The organism is Streptomyces sp. YGL11-2 (genome assembly GCF_050054615.1).
Lineage (GTDB): Bacteria > Actinomycetota > Actinomycetes > Streptomycetales > Streptomycetaceae > Streptomyces.
In genome coordinates this window covers 1-18,780 of the sequence record NZ_JBNHIN010000059.1, presented here as the reverse complement: position 1 = coordinate 18,780, position 18,780 = coordinate 1, and the positions used below count along the sequence as shown (strand labels likewise).

Below are 18,780 nucleotides of genomic sequence, written 5' to 3'. Positions count from 1 at the left end.
ACTCCCCTGTCACCCCTCTGTCATTTCCCGAATAATTCGCGGAGGAATTTGACAGACCCACCGACTTTCCCTGCCGTACTATCCCCACGGCGACCTGCCAGAGCAACAGCGTTCGCAACAACCCCGGTTGACCTCCGTGTTCATCCTTTTCCGCGAGGTGTTCGCGATGAGCAGGCTTGGTCGGAGCCGCATCGGACGCTGCTGAATTCAGTGACACATATCCAGGGGGAGATCATGGACAATTCCCATGTGCGGGCCGGGCGGACGACGTCGGCTGTGCAGCCGAGAGCCACGGCTTGGCGCCGAGGGCTCGTCGTCGTCGCGGCCACCGCGCTGGCGGCAGTGCCCATGACGGGTATGGCGGCGGCACGAAGCCACCGCACCGACACCGGGACACACCGCTCCCCGGCCGCTGCCGCGCTGCCCACGGCAGTGGGCACCTGGTCGGTACGAGCCACCGGCGACGACGGCAACGTCATCAACACCGTCATGACACTCGCGTCCGACGGCACGCTCGGCAACAACGTCGGCGGCAAGGGCACTTGGGCCGCGACCGGCCGGAACACCTTCGCCTTCCACCTGAGCGAGCGCCTCTACGACGAGCACAAGAACCTCGTCAGGCGCATCGAGATCAGCCAGAAGGCGAAGCTGTGCGGCGCCGGCAAGACCTTCACCGGTTCGGGCACCGCCCTCACCTACGACGCCAAGGGTGCGCTCCAGGCGACCAACCAGCTGCGGACCGAGGCCACCCGGAACTGACGAAGTGCGCCACACCGGGGAGAAGGCCCACCGCTGGACGGTGGCTCCTCCCCGGCCCGGTCCGCACGGTCACAGGGACTGGTGGCTCGCCCTCGGGAAGACCCGCCAGAACCACAACTGCCCCAGAGCCACCGCGATCAGCGCCGGGAGGACGATCGACGACAGCAGGGCGAGCGTGGAGGAGTCGGCGATCGCCCGGGACAGTGTGAGCGCACCCTCGCCCGACCGGGCGGCCAGCACCGTCGTACCGTTGACGAGCCCGATCATGACGGGCAGGGCGACCAGTGGTGCCGCACCGAGGGACAGCGCCTGACCGGCGCGTCCGGCCACCCGGGCCCGGTCGGAGCCGTACACCGCGGCGGCGGCGAGAATCCCGATGACGGCCACAGCCACCGGGGCATCGGTGACCGCCGCCCCCATGACGGCGGTGACAAGGATCAGCGCCGGCAGAAGCCAGGCGAGCCGCTGGGCCAGCACCCCGGCCCTGGCACCGGTGGCACTGTCGTCCGGCAGCTTGGTGATGACGAAGAGCGTGCCCTGCCGCAGGCTTGCCGCCACTGCCACGAGCGCGCAGGCAAGGCTGAACGGATGGACCAGGTCGGCAAACGTGGCCACGGCGTGCCCGTCACCGTCGGTGGACAGCCCGCGGACGAGCACGGCCAGCACACTGCCCCAACCCGCGGCCAGTACCAGACTCATGACCGGCAACACGACATCCCAGGTCCGCCGCCAGCCGGCCCCCGGCAGCGCCGTACGGAACCACAGGGCGGCGTCGCGCAGGATCCACGCACACACGAGCATGACCACCGGCAGCCGTACGGCATGGAGCAGTTCCCCTTCCAGGAAGGGGAGAGCGCCGAAGAGCAGCCCGACGAAGGCAACCAGCCACACCTCGTTCGCAAGGAAGAGTGGCACGACGGTGCGGTGCATCCGCTCGCGGTCCGGTTCCGTACGGGCGAGGAAGAACAGCATCCCCACGCCGAAATCCAGGCTCTCCAAGGCGAGATAGCCGACGAACAGCAGCCCGGTCAGCGCGTACCAGAAGACATCCACAGCAGATTCTCCGTCAGCTATGCGTAGTGGTCAGTAGGAGTGGTGGACGTCGGTGTGGCGCGCGGGAGCAGCGCCATCCGGGCTCAACTGCTGCTCGGGGGACGGAAACAGGCCCGCGTCACCGATGAGCCCCCGGTCCGGGCCGAGCCGGGCGTAGTGGGAGATCAGCGCCCAGTCGACGAGGGCGAGAGTGACCAGGACGACCGAGAAGGCGATGAACGAGGTGAGCATGCCGCTGAACGAGACATCGGAAACCGCTTTCCGAACGGTGAGTTCGCCGGTGACCATCCACGGCTGGCGTCCGATTTCCCGGCTGATCCATCCCATGATCAATGCGAGGAATCCGAAAGGCAGCAGGACCATGGCCATCCGGAGCCGGAAACGCTTCCGGGGCAGCGGTACGCCCTTCTTCCCCAGCGCCACGGTGGCCGGAATCCAGGCCAGAACGATCAGGAAGACACCGATGACGACCATTCCCATGGCCGCCATCCCCACCCAGGCGGGCGGCAGCCAGTTGCCGGGGCCGTGCGCGGTCACCATCGACGCCCGGACCCCATCGAGCTCACGGCCGCTCTCCCCCATGAGCACGGCGTACTTCGCGGGCTGGTAGTCCTTCAGCGCGTCAAGATGGACAAAGCCCGCCGCGACGGTGACGAGCGCGCCGACACCGGCCGTGACGGAACCCTGTACCAGGGTGGGCCGGAAGAACGCGATATCGCGGTCACGGCGTATGTGGTACGCACTGACCGCGGCCAGGAACATGCCGCCGAGCAGTGCCACCACACCCACGATGTGGAACAACGCGTACCAGGTGGCTTCATTGGTGACAATGGCGGTCCAGTCCGTGGCATAGGACGTTCCCCCGCGCATCACATAGCCCACGGGCTTCTGCATGAAGCCGTTGACCACCATGATCCAGAAGGTGGAGAGATAGGCGGTGAGAGCCACCAGCCAGATGAGCGCGAGGTGGGCGCGAGCCGGCACGCGCTGGAATCCGAAGGCCCACAGACCCAGGAAGGTCGACTCCAGGAAGAACGCGACAACAGTCTCGATGGCCAAGGGCGCGCCGAAGACATTACCCATGACATGTGAAAGGCCGGACCAGTTGAGTCCGAACTGGAACTCCTGGGTGAGGCCGCTGACGATGCCGAGGGCGTAATTGATGACGTACAGCCCTCCCCAGAAACGCACCCGGCGCATCCTGGTCGAGCGCAGATCGGGATCGTGGGTACGCAGCGCCCGCGTCTGCATCATCGCCACGATGGTGACCAGCCCCAACGTGAGGGCGACGAACAGGAAGTGCAAGGTGGTCGTGGTGGCGAACTGGAGTCGCGCGAGGTCCACTACATTCACGAGTCGGTCTCCGATGGAAGGGCTTCGGGGCACGCGCGGCGGTGCACCGCGGGTGCTGGTCGGCTGGTCGGCACCGGAGCTGTTCCGTGCCGGCAGTCCCGCCGACGTGCGTCGTGCCGCCGTGGTGTGCGGCGGCGGTCACCGTCGCCACCCGGTGACCACGGGACGTCACGCCAGCACGGCGCGTGCATGCGCCACCAGAGCCCTGGCCGCCGGACCGGTGCGCCCGCCGGACCGCCACGCGAGCGCGAGACGTCCGCGCAGGTGCGGGCTGAGGATCTGGCAGGCGTGCAGCTCCGGCGCGTTGTCCCGGACGAAGCGCTCGGGGAGGATCGCCACTCCGAGCCCCCGCGAGGCCAGTTGCGCCAGCACCCGTGGATCGCTCGCCTCGAAGGCGATCCGGGGCCTGGCGCCCGCGGCGGCCCACGCCGCGTCGGCGACCGTACGCAGGCCGCTGCCGGCAGGCAGGCACATCAGCGCATGGCACTCGACGTCCTCGACGGTGATGCTCGTGTGCTCGGCCAGTGGATGGTCGGAGTTGACCGCTGCGACCAGGGACTCGTCGGCGATGACCTGGATGTCCAGCCCGGGAGGGGGGTCGGTGGAGAGCCCGATGATGGCCACATCGGTCCTGCCCGCCCGCACGGCGTCCGTCAGTTGGTCGGTGGTTCCCTCGGACAGCGAGATCTCCACCGCCGAGTGCTTCTCGCTGAAGTCCGCGAGGAGTCCCGGCAGTTTCAGCGACAGGGACGAGGCCACCGAACCGATCGCGACCTGGCCGCGTACGAGACCGGTGAGGTCGTCGACCGCGGAGCGCACCTTGTCCATCGCCGCCAGCACGGCACGGGCGTGCGGCAGCGCAGCCGCCCCCACGTCCGTCAGCTGCACCGTCCGCCCGCCGCGGTCGATCAGGTCCTGACCCAACTCACGTTCAAGTCGGCGTATTTGTGCGCTCACACACGGCTGCGTGACAAATACACGCGCGGCGGCCTTCGTGAAGCTTGCCTCTTCAGCCACCGCGACGAGGTACTCCAACTGACGCAACTCCATGAGTTGATTGTACCGTCCGATTCCCTCAACAAGCCGCGCAACCAAGGGAATTCGGACATCGCAGCTCCATGACTATTCATATCCGTGTACGGCGAATGTCAAATCCACGTGAGATCGGGCCCAATCGGCCGGCGGAGGGAAAACATCCCGCCCGCACTGCCGCGCCCCGTGCCTTCGATACGGTCAGGACCGGACCCGCTCGATGTGCGCACCGAGTCGTGCCAGCGTTCCGGACTCGTACCGGGCACGGCAGGTACGGCGACGCACCTTGCCACTTGTGGTCTTCGGCAACGTGCCGCGGCGTATCAGCACCACGTCCTCGGTCTCAAGCCGGTGATGGCGCCATATCGCCTCGCGCACCGCGGCCGATATCTCCTCGGCACCCGCATACTTCAGCACGCGGTTGTCGGCCTCCACCACCACCACGAGAGCCTCGCGTTCCCCTGTGTCCACGGCGAACGCGGCGGCGGACGCGGGGCGCAGCAGCGGATGGCTGCACTCCGCCGTGTGCTCCAGATCCTGCGGATAGTGGTTGCGGCCCTTGACGATGATCAGGTCCTTCAGGCGCCCGGTGACATACAACTCGCCCTGCTGCACGAATCCCATGTCACCGGTGCGCAGGAATTCACCCGCGGCCTCCTCCCCCAGGATCCGCGCCCGGAAGGTCCGTGCGCTCTCCTCCTGACGGCCGGCGTACCCGGCTGCCACGCACGGCCCGGACACCCAGATCTCGCCCACCCGGTCGGGGTCCACGGCCCGCCGGGTATGCGGGTCCACGATGCGCACCCGGGTGTCGCCGACCGTGACTCCGCAACTCGTCACCGAGGTGCCGGCCACCGTCGTGTACTCGGCGCCGGCGTGGCGGAGCACTCGGCCACGGCTCAGCTCCGCGGCATCCAGCAGGAGTGCGGCGGGCTCCCTGTCCCCGGGGCTTCCGCTGATCTTGAGGGTGTGCTCGGCGAGTCCGTAGGCCGGAGAGAGAGCACGCGGGTCAAGGCCGTACGGGGCGAACTTCCCGATGAAGTCGTGCATCGTGTGCGTACGTACCGGCTCGGCGCCGTTGATGGCCACCCGCCAGCGCGAGAGGTCGAGCTGGCCGCGTGCGCCGTCGCCGCGTAGGCACAGGTCGTAGGCGAAATTGGGCGCGGAGGAGTGGGTGCCGCCGAACCGGGACAGCGCTTCGAGCCAGCGGGCGGGGCGCCGGATGAACGCCTCGGGCCCCATCAGGTAGGACGGACGCCCTGCCCACAGCGGCAGCACCACACCGAGCATCAGCCCCATGTCGTGGAACAACGGGAGCCAGGAGACGATGGTTCCGTCGTTGCCGAGCGGCCACAGGGCATCGGTCTCCCCCGCGTTCGCCCAGAAGTTGTCGTGCGTGACCATGACGCCCTTGGGCGAACCGGTGGAGCCGGAGGTGTACTGGAGCAGCGCCACGTCGGACAGCCTCACCTCGGGCAGCGGGCCGGGCGTCACGTCGGCAGGCAGCTCATCTGTGGCGACCAGGTCGAGTCCCGCCAGCTCCGGCAGTTCACCGAAGTCCCCGAGCACCTGGTCACGGACTGCCCGGGTGGTGAACACCAGGTGGGTACCCGCGTCGTCGGCGATCGTCCGCAGCCGCGTCACGGCCTCCTTGCGCGTCGGTACCTGGACGGGCGCTCCGGCGATGCCGACGGTGGAACCGGCCAGCCAGCCACGGATGAACTCCAGGCAGGTGGGGTACATGAGCACCGCGCTGCGGGCCCCGTCGGCACGTTCCGTCAGCGCGGCGGCCCTGGTGCGCACATCGGTGTGCAGTTCGCGGTAGGTGGTCTGCTCGCCGGGCTCCTCGCCGTTGTGGAGATGGACGTAGGCGACCTGGTGGGGTGTCTCGTCCGCCCGCCGGGCGAGGAGGGCGGACAGCGGCAACGGGCGTCGTTCGGCTCTGAGTTCGGTACGCATTGCTGTCCGTTCATCGTTGGTGGCACCGGAGGCCCCTCCATGGGGGCGGAACAAAATGCGGCAGCCAAGGGAAGCCGGACGTGCGTCGTCCCCGTCACGGCAGGTCGGTGAGCCCCGCCTGCGGTGCGTTGACAAGCGCGGCCATGTTGCCGGGCGGCTGGCGGTTCTCGTGCATCACCTGATGCGCCTGGCCGATCTGCTCGAAGGTGAACACCTCCGAAAGGCAGGGATCGATGAGCCCGGAGGCGGCAAGCTGGATCGTGGCGCGGCACTGGGCGGGATTGAAGCCGTGGGATCCCTGGAGCCGCTTCTGGCGCATCCAGAGGAACCTCAGATCGACGTCCGCGGCATATCCGGAGGTGCCACCGCAGATGGTGACCATCCCGCCGGTGTCACACAGGTACATCGAGGTGGGGATGGTGTCCTGGCCGCTGTGCTCGAAAACGATCTTCGGCGCACGGCGCTCGCCCAGTGCCTCCCAGAAACTCCGTCCGAACGCACGCACTTGACCCAGCCAGGAACCGACGGCCGCCGTGTCGTTCAGGTCGGGCATCCGGCCCCAGTGGCTGAACTTCCGACGGTCGATCACGCCGGCGGCACCGAGGCGGCGGCAGTATTCCGCGCGTTCCTCGCTGGAGACCACGGCGATGGGAATCCCACCGGCGTTGCGCACCAGTTGGATGGCCATCGAGCCAAGTCCGCCCGCGCCGCCCCAGATCAGTACCGGATCACCGGGCTGGACCGTGTTGGGCGCCCAGCCGAAGAGCTGGCGGTACGCGGTGGCCCCGGTCAGGATGAAGGCGGCCGCGGCTTCCCAGGTCAGGTTCTTCGGCTTGGGGTGGCACTGGAAGTCCTGCACCAGGGCGAACTGCGCGAAGGAACCGTAGTTGGACTCGTAGCCCCATGCCTGGAGGCTGGCGGCGAATGTCGGGTCGGCACCGAGCCGGATATCGGCGGCGTGCTCGTCCCACTGGCCGCCGGAGAGCATGACCTGGTCCCCCACGGCGACGCCGGACACGCCCTCGCCGACGGCGAAGACCACACCGGCGCCCTCCGAGCCCCCGAGGTGGAAGTCCTCGGTCTCGCCGCGCTTCTGGCGGGCGGCGATGACGTCGAGCGGGTAGCCGAGCGCGGACCAGACATTGTTGTAGTTGATGCCCGCCGCCATCACCCAGACGAGTACCTGGCCCCGTCCGGGGCGGGGGGTGTCGATGACCTCTGTGGCGAACGCCTTCTCGGGCTCGCCGAAGCGCTCCTGACGTATCAGGGACGCGTACATCTTCTGCGGAACGGAACCGAGGGGCGGCATCTCGCCCAGCTCGTACAGGTTCTTCCCCATGATCGCTGTTCTCCTGATCTCTCACGAACTCGATATGCCATGAACCGCGGAAATGTGGGACCGGGGCGGTCTCAGTCCGTTGGTACCGGAAATTCGGTGCGCTGGAAGGGATGTCCCGGCAGGCCGGTCTTCCTCGGGTCCTGCTCCGTGTGCAGCGCCGCCGGTTTCACCTCGACACCAGCCGCCCAGAGCGCGCCGAGCGTGGTCAGCAGAATCTTCATGTCCGGCGTCGGGTCGGTCGGATGCGGCAGCGCCTGCAAAATGATGTGCTCCTTCCGCAGTCCCGCGTGCCGGCGGGCGAGGGAAGTCAGCGTGGTGCCCGGGCCGATCTCGACCAGAGCGCTCCGGGGTATGTCGTGGAGGGTGTCGAGAACTCCGTTGTACCGGACCGTTTTACGCATGTGATCGCACCAGTAGGCAGGAGTGGAGATCTCCTCCGGGCGAGCCCAGGTACCGGTGGTGTCCGAGATGACGGGGATCCTCGGTTCATGGAATTCGATGGATTCCAAGAACGTCGCGAATTCACCGAGAACCGGTTCGACCAGGGACGAGTGACCAGCGCCCGGAATCTTCAGCAGTCGTATCTCCAGGCCCTTGGCCGAAGACTCCGCCACGAACTGCTCCACCGCTTCGCGTGGCCCGGAGATCGTCACCTGGTCCGGTCCGCTGATCACCCCGATGTCCACTCCCGCGGGCAACAAGGGAAGCAGCTCGGCCTCGGGCATCCGCACCGCAGCCATGGCACCGGGCTCAATGCCCAGGAGCAGCTCCGTGCGCTTCACCACCAAGGTGAGCGCGTCCGGAAAGGAGAACACACCGGCGACACACGCCGCCGCATAGCCTCCGAGGCTGTGGCCCACCACCGCTGCGGGCCGCACCCCCCACCGGATGAAGGCCCGCGCCACGGCGTACTCCAGGATGAACACGGCGAGTTGGGCGATCGCGCCGTTCGACAGCGATGTCCGGGCCGCCTCCTCCGCCTCCTCGCCGACAGGGTTGAGGACACCGCGCAGGTCCAGGCCCGTCTCGGCCTGTGCACGCCGGGCACAGGCGTCGAGATCCGCCCGGAACTGCCGATCCGCGCGGTAGAAGTGCCGGCCCATGCCCATGTGCTGGCCGCCGTGCCCGGGGAAGGTGAAGACGACCGGTGGCGCCTCGCGTACCGCGTCCTTCGCCGTCCGGTTCTTGAGCTTCATACCGGCCAGCGCGGCGGCGGCCTCGGAGGTGGTCCGCGCCACGGCACAGGCCCGGTGGGCGTGAGCCGTACGCCCCGTCTGGAGTGTCCAGGCCACGTCCCGCAGTGCGGCTCCGTACGCGGACCGTTCAAGATGCCGGCCCAGCCGGGCGGCCGTCTCCTCAAGGGCGGCCGGGGACTTCGCCGAGAAGGGCAGCAGGTGCCAGCGTTCCTCGTCCTCGGTGGCAGGCACAGCGGGCGGTTGCTCGACGATCACATGGGCGTGGGCGCCGAAGGGTCCGGAGGCACTCACCCCCGCGCGCCGCGGAGGGCCCGCGTCCGGCCGGCCGCCGGCCGTCCCGAGAGGCTCCCCGCCCTCTACCGACAGTACCGCCGTGATGAACGCGGCCATGGCGGGCGCGGTGTCCGTGACCCCGGCGCCGGCGGCGGCCTCGATCCCCGCGATCGTCTCCGCCGTCATACCGCCGACCGCCCGGGCGTTTCGGGCGATGCGCTCCTGTGCGTCGGCCGCCGGCTCCGATGGACCGGCGCTGCCGACCGCGGTACCGCGCACCACCGCGTAGATCCGGTCGCCGTCCCGCTGTGCGGCCGGCAGGGGCTTCAGTACGACGACAGCACAGCCGCCGGTCGCGCCCTCGGCCGGCGCCGCCGCCCGTACCGTGACCGCTCCGGCGAGCGCGATGTCGCACTCGCCCCCGAGCAGCGCCTGCGCGGCGGTGTGCACCGCGACCAGTGCCGTGGCGCCCGCGGCCTGGACCGATACGGCGGGCCCGGTCAGCCCCAGTTTGTACGCGGCACGTGCGGCGAGGAAGTCGGCGCCGGTGGCGGCTCGTATCTGCCGGTCGTCGACGTCGGGGAGTCGGGCGGCCTGCCGGCGGAGCAGCGCTGCGTGCGTCGTGGTGCTGCCGCCCGCGTAGATACCGATGACCGCGTCCTCGGCCGCCGGGTCGTGGGCGGCGTCCTCCAGTGCCTGATGGGCGCATTCCAGCAGCAGGCGCTGCTGCGGATCCAGAATGACGGATTCCCTCGGTGAGATCCCGAAGAACCTGTTGTCGAACGCGTAGGGGTCCGCCAACGGCCGGTTGGTGTCCACACCTTCGGTGGTACGGAGCTGCTCGCGGTACGCGTGGAGATCAGCTGCCTGCCCGAAACGCACCGCCATGCCGATGACGGCGATGTGTTCCTCACCGTCGCCTGCTTCGCTTGCAGTCATGCCGGTCCGTCCTCCTCTTCAAGTTCAAGACCTCAGCTGGTGTGAGGGATTCACGCCACGGGGGTGTTCGGGTGGTTGAAGTGGAGGCTTTCCCGGCCCAGTACGGAATCCAGGTGACCGGCCATGAGCTCGTACGGCTGTCCCAGCCGGGGGGCGCTGGCCTGTTCGAGACGGCCGAACTGCGCGTCGTCGAGGGTGATGTCGAGGGCGCCGAGGTAGTCGTCGAGCTGACCGGCGGTACGCGGCCCGATGATGGGCACCATCGCGGTGGCAGCCTTGGCGGCGCGTGCACGCAGCCAGGCGATCGACACCTGGGCGGCGGACACGCCGGTCTCCTCGGCGATCGCGAGGACGGCATCGATGATCTCGGTGCGCTGGTCGCTGTCCTCCAGCCGGATGGCGAGGCCCTCCCAGTCGCTGAGCCTGCCGCGGCGGCTCTGCCGGTACTTCCCGGTGAGCAGCCCGCCGCCCAGCGGCGACCACATCGCGGTGCCCAGACCCAGGCCCTCAGCCATCGGCAGCAGCTCCCGGTCCGCGCCACGCTCCGCCAGGCTGTACTCAAGCTGGATGCCCACCAGGCGGTTCAGGCCGCGCAGTTCCGCCAGGGTCGCCGCACGGGAGACCCGCCAGGCGGGAAAGTTCGACAGGCCGGCATGCAGGATTTTGCCCGCGCGGACCAGATCGTCGAGCGCCGCGAGAATCTCCTCCACCGGCGTGACGGAGTCCGGCATATGGGCCCAGTACACGTCGATGTAGTCGGTGCGCAAGCGCTTGAGGCTCGCCTCGACGGAAGTCCGGATGTTCTTGCGGCTGTTGCCGGTGTTGGAGATCCGTGGCCGGGTCGCTCCCAGAGAGAACTTGGTGGTCACCACGAAGTGGTCACGGTCGGCGGCCAGGAACTCGCCCAGCAGCTTCTCCGACTCGCCGATCTGGTAGTTGTCGGCCGTGTCGATCAGAGTGCCGCCCGCTTCCGCGAAGCGTTCGAAGATCTTCCGGGCCTCTTCCGGGTTGGCACCGCCGCCCCACAGGGTGCCGAAGTTGGCGGTGCCGAGCCCGTACTCGGATACGCGCAGGCCGGTGTTCCGGCCGAAGGTCATGTAACGCATGAGGGTTCCCCTATTTCTCCGCAGTCAACTCACGGCCGATGAGACGCAGTAGCTCGCTCTGCTGCTCCGGGTCCCGGAAGTAGAAATGACCGCCGCGCAACACATGTGCGCCGTATTCCGCACGGGTGTGGACGTTCCAGCCGAGCTGCTCGCGCTCCTCCTGGTCGCCGGCGAACGCCGTGATGGGAATGTCCAGCGGGGCTTCGGCCACGTACTCGTAGGTCTCGGCGAGTTCCGCGTCGGCGCGGAAGTAGCCGAGGACGATCTCCTTGAGTTCCTGATCCTCATGAATCGCCTGGGGCAGCGCTCCCCAGCGGCGCTCCACCTCGGCGAGCAGTTCGTCGCCGGGCAGCTCGTGCGCGGCCTGCCGGGTGGTGATCGGAGGCGGCTGCATGGAGGACAGCAGAAGCCGTTGAGGCTGCCGCCGGCCCGCCTTGCGCAGGGCACGGGCGACTTCGAAGGCCACCAGTGCTCCAAGGCTGTGGCCGAAGAAGGCGAATTCCCGCCGGCCGAATTCGACCTGGTCGACCAGGTCGCCGACCAGGTCGGTCATCCGCGTGTAGGGAGGTTCGCTCTCGCGGGGCGCGCGGCCGGGCATCTTCACCGCCCACAGCCGGATGCCGGGCAGCCCTCCGGACCAGCGCAGGAACTCACCTGCCGAACCACCGGCGTGAGCGAAGCAGAACAGGTCCAGAGTGGTTTCCGTCTTCTGCCGCCGGCTGGAGAGCCAGCGGCTCTCAGGCGTTTTGGCCGCACCGGACGGCAGGTTCGCGATGTCGGTCATGAGGACTCCTCGTCCGTGCTCCGGCCGTGGTCGGGATCGGCCAGCCGCTGCTCGATCAGCTCCGCCAGGTCGGCTGCGGTGGCAGCCGAGAAGAGCGACCGCATCTTGATCTCCACCGGATAGACCGATCGGATCTTGACGAGCAGCTTGGCGGCGATGAGCGAGTCCCCACCGAGTTCGAAGAAGCTCTCGTCGGGTTCGATGTCCGACAGCCCGAGGGCCTCACCGAAGAGCCGCAGCACGAGGGCCAGAGGGGTGTCGTCGGCCGGCTGGTCGGTCACCGCCGGCTCCTCGCTGTCCTGGGGTTTTGCCGGAGGGCCGTCCGGCACCGTCCCGTCCGCCGGCTGCGGCGTCCGGTCCGGTGTCGGCGCGGGCTGCGGACCCGTTGCCCTGGCGGCCTCTTCCGCCGCTTCGGCCGGGTGCCGCATCAGATACGGCAGTCGCTCGAACGGATAGGTGGGAAGCGGTGTCCTGGTCCGGCGTTCACCGTCGTGCACGCCTTCCCAGGAGATCGGGGCGCCCGAGAGCCAGAGCCGGCCGAGCGCCGTGTACAGGACCGACAGCACGTCGTCGCCGGCGGACTCCACGTCAGGGAGCCCGGAGAGCAGGAGGTGTGCCGGTGTGTGGGCGGGCTGCTTCCGGGCCAGTGAGACCAGCGTGGAGCCGGCCCCGATCTGGAGAAGGATCCGGTCCGCGTCGGCCAGCAGCGTGCTGAGCGCGTCGTCCGGCACCTCCTGTCCGCGGAATTCGTTCGCCCACTGGTCGGCACCGATCGTCGATCCGGCGCCATGCCACGCACCGTCACCGAGGACGACTGGTACGCGGAGCGGGCGCGGGGAAATCCCGTCCAGCAGCGTGGTCGGTCCGCTGTTCCCGGGTTCCGTTCCGGCGGGGAACGCGGTCACCAGACGGAGTGCGTCCGGCAGCGAGATCGCTCCGGCCACCACGGCCGCGACCAGCGATCCCACTCCGGTGCCGAAGACCGCGTCCGGCTCCACACCCCACCGCTGCCAGAGCATCGCAAGGGAGTATTCGAGGGCGAAGGCGTAGGTGTCGCGTACCGCCGGGTCCCGGGGCCACGCGATTCCGCGCGCCACTTCCCGTACGTCGCGGGCCAGTCCAGGGTCGATGCCCTCCAGGCAGGCGTCGAAAGCCTTGTGGAAGGCGGGTTCCGACGCGCGCAGCTGCCACGCCTCCGCGGGGCCGACCTTCCCGGGGAACAAGAAGACCACCGGTCGTTTCCGGGGCGGTTCGCCGGATACGGTCAGCCGGACGTCGCCACCACCGTCCAGGTCCAGTGCCCGTGCCCGGCGGCCGCTCACGACGGTGAAGGCACGATGCTCGTGCTCGCGCCGTCCCGTCTGCAGCGTCCAGGCGACATCGGCCGACGGGAGCTCCGGGTTCGCGCGCAGGTGTGCCGCGACCTGGCGGACCCTGGCCCGCAGCGCCGTCGCGGTCCGCGCGGAATGGACGAAGAGCTGCGCGCGGCGCACGGATTCGTGGGCGGGCCGGGCCGGGGCCTCTTCCAGCACGAGATGAGCGTTGACACCACCGACCGCGAACGAACTCACCCCTGCCCGCCGGGTGGTGCCATAGGGCTCCCAGTCCCGGAGCCGGGTGACCACGCGGAAAGGGCTCGACTCGAAGTCGATCTGAGGGTTGGCCGCGGTGTGATGGAGGCTGGGCGGGATCTTCCCGTGCTCCAGCGCCAACACGGTCTTGAGGAACCCGGCGGCTCCGGCGGCTGCGTCGGCGTGCCCGATGTTCGTCTTCACCGAGCCGATCCAGCAGAAGCCCTTCTCCCCGGTGTCGGACCGGAACGCGTCGGTCAGCGCGGCCACTTCGATCGGGTCCCCCAGCGGGGTCGCCGTACCGTGGGCCTCCACGTAGGTGATGGTCCTGGCGTCGGTTCCGGCCGCCAGCTGGGCCTCCCGGACAGCGGCGGCCTGCCCCTCCACACTGGGCGCGGTGAATCCGATGCGCGCCGAACCGTCGTTGGTCACCGCCGATCCGCGCAGTACCGCACGGATGGGGTCACCGTCGGCGAGTGCGTCGGACAGCCGTTTGAGGACGACGACGCCCACGCCGTTGCTCGCCACGGTTCCTTCGCCCCGGGCATCGAAGGCGCGGCAGGTGCCGTCCGGTGCGAGGGTGCCGTCCGGACCGGTCCAGGTGATCTTCTTGGGCGGGACGTGTACGGCGACACCCCCCGCGAGGGCCATGTCGCAGTCGCCGGCCAGCAGTCCGCGGCCGGCCGTGTGCAGGGCCACCAGTGCGGTGGCGCATGCGGACTGTACGGCGATCGCGGGGCCGCGCAGCCCCAACCGCTCCGCTGTACGAGAAGCCAGGAAGTCCGGTGCCGTACCGAGCAGGATCTCGTCCTCGGTAACCCCCGCGAGCCGTTCACGCTGGGCCAGGAGGGTCTGCGCGTAATACGTTTCCGTGGATCCCCCGTAGACGCCGATCGCTCCGCGGAAACGGTCGGGGTCCGCTCCCGCGTCCTCCAGAGCGGCGACCGAACATTCCAGGAATATCCGGTGCTGCGGGTCGATCAGGAAGGCTTCTTTCGCTGAATAGCCGAAATAGTCGGCGTCGAACCATTCCGGAGCGTCCAGTCGACCGCGCGCCGGGACATAGGACTGGTCCGCGCCGTCCGTACCACCGCCGGGGAAGATTTGGGCGGGCTCCCGGGTGATGGTGTCGAGTCCGTTGACGAGGTTGCTCCAGAACTCATCGAGGCTCGCAGCTCCCGGAAACCGTCCGGACATCCCGATAACCGCCAGAAAACCCTCGTCATCGGCGCTGCGGTCGAAGTCACTCACGGGGCTCTCCTCGGGCCTCTGCACCGTTCTCGCCCAGCTGGGCCCGTCGGTTGCCCAGGCGGTTCACCCGCCCGGACGTCCGGCGCCTGCCGGCTCCCGCGGCCGGAGCATCCGTCGCGTCGTCGTCGAGGTGGCGGGCGAGCGAGCGCACCGTCGGATGATTGAAGAGATCAAGCAGAGCGACATCCTTCGCGGTGCGCAGGATGACTCGCTCGTGGACCATCTGCAGCAGAATGGAGTGTCCGCCGAGATCAAAGAAGTTGTCGTCAACCCCCACTTCGGGGAGTTCCAGAACTTCGCACCAGATCTCGGCAATTACGTCCGCGGTTCCTGAGCCCGTCCGCCATGCGGCCGCTGCTACGGGAGCCGAAGGTTCTTCGTCCAGCGGATTCAGATGGGATGCGTGATCCACTCCACTCCTCCCCTCGGGCCCGCCGTATTGACGGGTTCCCCAGAATCATCTGCCGCCACCGGCGGAGGTGTCCAATAGATACCTTTCCTAGCTGGCAGAAATTCTGTTTATGGGGAGGGGTGTTCTTACCAGCCCCGAATCCGGGCGGGGCCGGCCGCCGCGACGTGCCATGGCCCGGTACCGGCAGCGAGGTGCCTTTCGGCGGTACGGCCTCAGGCGGACCCGACATACCGCGCGGACCGCACGGCGCGGTGGATGTCGCAGGTCGCCGTGGAGCGGTTCAGGGTGATGTAGTGCAGGCCCGGGGCCCCTTCGGCGAGGAGGCGCTCGCCCATGGCGGTCGCGTACTCCACACCGATGCGGTGCCCGTCGGCGGGTCGGTCACGGGCCGCGTCGAGCCGCTGGGCAAGCGCGGCCGGGAAGGCGGCGCCGCTGAGTTCCGCGAAGCGGCGGATCTGCCGCACATCGGTGGCGGGCATGATCTCGGGAATGATCGGGAGGTCACAGCCGGCCGCGGCCACCCGGTCGCGCAGCCGCAGATAGTCCTCGACGTGGAAGAACATCTGGGTGATGGCGTAGTCGGCACCGGCGCGGCACTTGGCGACGAAGTGCCGGATGTCGCTGTCCCAGTCGCCGGAGCGCGGATGGCGCTCCGGGAACGCCGCCACCCCGACACTGAAGGCGCCCATGTCCCGGACCAGGGTCACCAGTTCATGGGCGAAGGTGAAGCCTTCGGGGTGCGGCACCCACGGTGCGCGGGGGTCACCCGGCGGATCGCCGCGTACGACGAGGACATCGCGGACTCCGGCGTCCGCGTACTGGCCGATGATGTGCCGCAGTTCGGCGACCGAATGCCCTACGGCGGTCAGGTGGGCCACCGGACGCAGGGTCGTCTCGGCCGCGATGCGCGTGGTCAGTTCGACCGTACGGCCTCGTGAGGAACCGCCGGCCCCATAGGTGACGGAGACGAAGTCGGGCGCCAGGGCCTCGACGCGGCGGATGGCATCCCACACCTGGCGGTCTCCCGCCCCCGTCTTGGGCGGGAAGAACTCGAAGGAGAAGGACGGTGTACCGGTGCCGAGCCTCTCTCGCAGGTTCATGAACCACTCCCGAGGAGCGGGGCCAGCTGTGCGGCGGCCGCCCCTCCGTACCCGCCACGCACGCGCGAAAGGAGCCGGGGACGGTCGGTCCGGTAGCCCTGCGGTCCCACGGTGTCCAGGGCGGAGGACGCCACCGCGCAGCCGAGGCGGGCAGCGGGGGTGAGGGGAAGACCGCGCGCGAGGGCCGCGAGGAAACCCGCCCGGAACGCGTCTCCCGCCCCGGTGGGATCCGTGACCCGTTCGCAGGGCACGGCCGGCACGAGCACTTCGGGATGCCCCTCCCGTTCGATGCGTACGCCCCGCTCCCCGAGCGTCGTCACCCATGCCCCCACCGTGGCGAGGAGTTGCGCGCGCGTCAGGCAGGTGCGTTCGGCGAGCAGCGCGGCCTCGTACTCGTTGGTGAACAGCCATGCGGCGCCGTCGACGAGTTCGGTCGCCTGCTCACCCGTCAACCGGGCCAGCTGCTGGGAGGGGTCGGCGGCGAAGGGGATGCCCAGCTCCCTGGCCTGCCGGGTGTGGCGCACCATGGCCTCAGGGTCGTTCGCACAGACCAGAACCAGGTCGGGCCGGCCGCCCTCGGTCGGCAGCGTCCCGAGGTCGATCTCGCGCGCCTCGCTCATCGCGCCCGCGTAGAAGGACGCGATCTGGTTGTTCTCCGCGTCGGTAAGGCAGATGAAGCGAGCGGTCTGTCGAGCGCCCGAGACATGGACGGCGCCGGTGTCGACGCCGTGCCCTTTGAGCCAGACCTCATAGTCGCCGAAGTCACCGCCCACGGCGCCGACCAGGAGCGGGGACAGCCCCAGGCGGCCGAGGCCGTAGGCGATGTTCGCGGCCACGCCACCGCGTCGTACTTCCAGGTCGTCGACGAGGAAGGAGAGGGAAACGTGGGCGAGTTGGCCGGGGATCAGTTGATCGGCGAACCGTCCGGGGAAGGTCATGAGGTGGTCGGTGGCGATGGATCCTGTCACCGCTATACGCATTGCGGCACGCTCCCGTCCAAGGTTCGGTGCCCGGTCAGATTCCGGCGGCGGCGCGAAGGAGCTGCGTGCGGTCGGTGCGCTCCCAGGTGAAGTCCTCCAGCTCACGGCCGAAGTGGCCGTAGGCGGCGGTCTGGGCGTAGATCGGGCGGAGCAGGTCGAGGTCGCGGATGATCGCGGCGGGACGGAGGTCGAAGACCTCCGCGATGGCCTGCTCGATCCTGTCGGTGTCGACGCTGGCGGTGCCGAAGGTCTCGACGAAGAGACCGACCGGCTCGGCCTTGCCGATCGCGTAGGCGACCTGGACCTCGCAGCGCGAGGCGAGGCCCGCGGCGACGACGTTCTTGGCGACATAGCGCATGGCGTACGCGGCGGAGCGGTCGACCTTGGACGGGTCCTTGCCCGAGAAAGCGCCGCCACCGTGGCGGGCCATGCCACCGTAGGTGTCGATGATGATCTTGCGACCGGTCAGGCCGGCGTCACCCATCGGGCCGCCGATCTCGAAGCGACCGGTCGGATTGACCAACAGGCGATAGCCGTCGGTGTCCAGCTTGATGCCGTCCTCGACCAACTGGTTCAGAACATGCTCGACGACGAACTCGCGGATGTCGGGCGCCAGGAGCGAGTCCAGGTCGATGTCCGAGGCGTGCTGCGAGGAGACGACCACGGTGTCGAGGCGGACGGCCTTGTTGCCGTCGTACTCGATGGTGACCTGCGTCTTGCCGTCGGGACGCAGGTAGGGGATGGTCCCGTTCTTGCGGACCTCCGACAGACGGCGGGAGAGCCGGTGCGCCAGGTAGATCGGGAGCGGCATCAGCTCCGGGGTCTCGTCGCAGGCGAAACCGAACATCAGGCCCTGGTCACCCGCGCCCTGCCGGTCCAGCTCGTCCGCGTCGTCACCTGCGGCGGCACCCTCGACCCGGTTCTCGTAGGCGGTGTCGACACCCTGGGCGATGTCGGGGGACTGCGCGCCGATGGACACCGAGACACCGCAGGAGGCGCCGTCGAAGCCCTTCTTGGACGAGTCGTAGCCGATGTCCAGGATCTTGTTGCGGACGAGGTTGGGGATGTCGGCGTACGCCTTNATCGGGAGCGGCATCAGCTCCGGGGTCTCGTCGCAGGCGAAACCGAACATCAGGCCCTGGTCACCCGCGCCCTGCCGGTCCAGCTCGTCGTCATCGCCCTCGACGCGGTTCTCGTAGGCGGTGTCGACACCCTGGGCGATGTCGGGGGACTGCGCGCCGATGGACACCGAGACACCGCAGGAGGCGCCGTCGAAGCCCTTCTTGGACGAGTCGTAGNCGGTTCTCGTAGGCGGTGTCGACACCCTGGGCGATGTCGGGGGACTGCGCGCCGATGGACACCGAGACACCGCAGGAGGCGCCGTCGAAGCCCTTCTTGGACGAGTCGTAGCCGATGTCCAGGATCTTGTTGCGGACGAGGTTGGGGATGTCGGCGTACGCCTTGGTGGTCACCTCGCCGGCCACGTGCACCAGGCCGGTGGTGATCAACGTCTCCACGGCGACCCGGGACGTCGGGTCTTCCTTGAGGAGTGCGTCGAGGATGGTGTCGCTGATCTGGTCAGCGATCTTGTCGGGGTGGCCCTCGGTGACGGACTCCGAGGTGAACAGGCGGCGGGACACATCGCTCCCTGGGGTTGCAGCGGCTGCTGGCTG

14 protein-coding genes and 2 pseudogenes are annotated in these 18,780 nt (G+C 68.9%); 1 reads left to right on the top strand and 15 read right to left on the bottom strand.

Features of this window, described 5'->3' with window-relative positions; translation table 11 throughout:
- Nucleotides 1-234 precede the first annotated feature (234 nt).
- Nucleotides 235-759 (top strand): hypothetical protein, encoded by a 525-nt coding sequence (locus ACO1BR_RS37585; protein ID WP_426799603.1) that lies wholly within the window; start codon nt 235-237, stop codon nt 757-759.
- Between the two features lie 69 nt (nt 760-828).
- Here the strand turns inward: ACO1BR_RS37585 and ACO1BR_RS37580 are convergent, their stop codons facing one another.
- The 15 genes and pseudogenes from ACO1BR_RS37580 to ACO1BR_RS37510 form a co-directional block, all read right to left on the bottom strand.
- Nucleotides 829-1,812 (bottom strand): cytochrome d ubiquinol oxidase subunit II, encoded by a 984-nt coding sequence (locus ACO1BR_RS37580; protein ID WP_426799602.1) that lies wholly within the window; start codon nt 1,810-1,812, stop codon nt 829-831.
- A gap of 30 nt (nt 1,813-1,842) precedes the next feature.
- Nucleotides 1,843-3,165, bottom strand: coding sequence for a cytochrome ubiquinol oxidase subunit I (locus ACO1BR_RS37575; RefSeq protein ID WP_426799601.1), 1,323 nt, complete (start codon nt 3,163-3,165; stop codon nt 1,843-1,845).
- A gap of 168 nt (nt 3,166-3,333) precedes the next feature.
- Complete coding sequence (locus ACO1BR_RS37570; RefSeq protein WP_426799600.1) at nt 3,334-4,215, bottom strand: LysR family transcriptional regulator; 882 nt, start codon at nt 4,213-4,215, stop codon at nt 3,334-3,336.
- A gap of 183 nt (nt 4,216-4,398) precedes the next feature.
- On the bottom strand, nt 4,399-6,156 hold the full coding sequence (locus ACO1BR_RS37565; RefSeq protein ID WP_426799599.1) for a fatty acyl-AMP ligase: 1,758 nt from the start codon (nt 6,154-6,156) through the stop codon (nt 4,399-4,401).
- 94 nt (nt 6,157-6,250) lie between these two features.
- Nucleotides 6,251-7,495 (bottom strand): crotonyl-CoA carboxylase/reductase, encoded by a 1,245-nt coding sequence (gene ccrA / locus ACO1BR_RS37560; protein WP_426799598.1) that lies wholly within the window; start codon nt 7,493-7,495, stop codon nt 6,251-6,253.
- Nucleotides 7,496-7,566: 71 nt separating this feature from the next.
- Entirely contained in the window at nt 7,567-9,903 is a 2,337-nt protein-coding gene (locus ACO1BR_RS37555) for an acyltransferase domain-containing protein (protein ID WP_426799597.1), read from the bottom strand.
- 50 nt (nt 9,904-9,953) lie between these two features.
- Complete coding sequence (locus ACO1BR_RS37550) at nt 9,954-11,009, bottom strand: aldo/keto reductase (RefSeq protein ID WP_426799596.1); 1,056 nt, start codon at nt 11,007-11,009, stop codon at nt 9,954-9,956.
- Nucleotides 11,010-11,019: 10 nt separating this feature from the next.
- On the bottom strand, nt 11,020-11,793 hold the full coding sequence (locus ACO1BR_RS37545; protein WP_426799595.1) for a thioesterase II family protein: 774 nt from the start codon (nt 11,791-11,793) through the stop codon (nt 11,020-11,022).
- Nucleotides 11,790-14,615: a type I polyketide synthase gene (locus ACO1BR_RS37540; protein WP_426799594.1), complete on the bottom strand. Its 2,826-nt coding sequence runs from the start codon at nt 14,613-14,615 to the stop codon at nt 11,790-11,792. The genes ACO1BR_RS37545 and ACO1BR_RS37540 overlap by 4 nt, the downstream gene beginning before the upstream one ends.
- A complete protein-coding gene (locus tag ACO1BR_RS37535) occupies nt 14,608-15,027 on the bottom strand; it encodes a phosphopantetheine-binding protein (protein ID WP_426799593.1) in 420 nt (139 codons plus the stop codon). The genes ACO1BR_RS37540 and ACO1BR_RS37535 overlap by 8 nt, the downstream gene beginning before the upstream one ends.
- Before the next feature lie 212 nt (nt 15,028-15,239).
- A complete protein-coding gene (gene metF, locus ACO1BR_RS37530) occupies nt 15,240-16,127 on the bottom strand; it encodes a methylenetetrahydrofolate reductase [NAD(P)H] (protein WP_426799592.1) in 888 nt (295 codons plus the stop codon).
- Nucleotides 16,124-17,107 carry a carbohydrate kinase family protein gene (locus ACO1BR_RS37525; RefSeq protein ID WP_426799591.1) on the bottom strand — a complete coding sequence of 328 codons (984 nt, stop codon included), beginning with the start codon at nt 17,105-17,107 and terminating at the stop codon, nt 16,124-16,126. The genes metF and ACO1BR_RS37525 overlap by 4 nt, the downstream gene beginning before the upstream one ends.
- A gap of 34 nt (nt 17,108-17,141) precedes the next feature.
- Nucleotides 17,142-18,188, bottom strand: a pseudogene (gene metK / locus ACO1BR_RS37520) (methionine adenosyltransferase); the annotation flags it as partial.
- 9 nt (nt 18,189-18,197) lie between these two features.
- A pseudogene (locus tag ACO1BR_RS37515) lies at nt 18,198-18,356 on the bottom strand (methionine adenosyltransferase); the annotation flags it as partial.
- A complete protein-coding gene (locus ACO1BR_RS37510; RefSeq protein ID WP_426799622.1) occupies nt 18,280-18,747 on the bottom strand; it encodes an S-adenosylmethionine synthetase N-terminal domain-containing protein in 468 nt (155 codons plus the stop codon). The pseudogene ACO1BR_RS37515 and the gene ACO1BR_RS37510, both read right to left, overlap by 77 nt.
- Nucleotides 18,748-18,780 lie beyond the last annotated feature (33 nt).

What these genes read in the sequence shown, in the direction of transcription:
- ACO1BR_RS37565 (WP_426799599.1), bottom strand. Translation starts at nt 6,156, where the DNA reads ATGCGTACCGAACTCAGAGCCGAACGACGCCCGTTGCCGCTGTCCGCC.
- ACO1BR_RS37545 (WP_426799595.1), bottom strand. Translation starts at nt 11,793, where the DNA reads ATGACCGACATCGCGAACCTGCCGTCCGGTGCGGCCAAAACGCCTGAG.
- ccrA (WP_426799598.1), bottom strand. Translation starts at nt 7,495, where the DNA reads ATGGGGAAGAACCTGTACGAGCTGGGCGAGATGCCGCCCCTCGGTTCC.
- ACO1BR_RS37555 (WP_426799597.1), bottom strand. Translation starts at nt 9,903, where the DNA reads ATGACTGCAAGCGAAGCAGGCGACGGTGAGGAACACATCGCCGTCATC.
- metF (WP_426799592.1), bottom strand. Translation starts at nt 16,127, where the DNA reads ATGAACCTGCGAGAGAGGCTCGGCACCGGTACACCGTCCTTCTCCTTC.
- ACO1BR_RS37550 (WP_426799596.1), bottom strand. Translation starts at nt 11,009, where the DNA reads ATGCGTTACATGACCTTCGGCCGGAACACCGGCCTGCGCGTATCCGAG.
- ACO1BR_RS37585 (WP_426799603.1), top strand. Translation starts at nt 235, where the DNA reads ATGGACAATTCCCATGTGCGGGCCGGGCGGACGACGTCGGCTGTGCAG.
- ACO1BR_RS37525 (WP_426799591.1), bottom strand. Translation starts at nt 17,107, where the DNA reads ATGCGTATAGCGGTGACAGGATCCATCGCCACCGACCACCTCATGACC.
- ACO1BR_RS37570 (WP_426799600.1), bottom strand. Translation starts at nt 4,215, where the DNA reads ATGGAGTTGCGTCAGTTGGAGTACCTCGTCGCGGTGGCTGAAGAGGCA.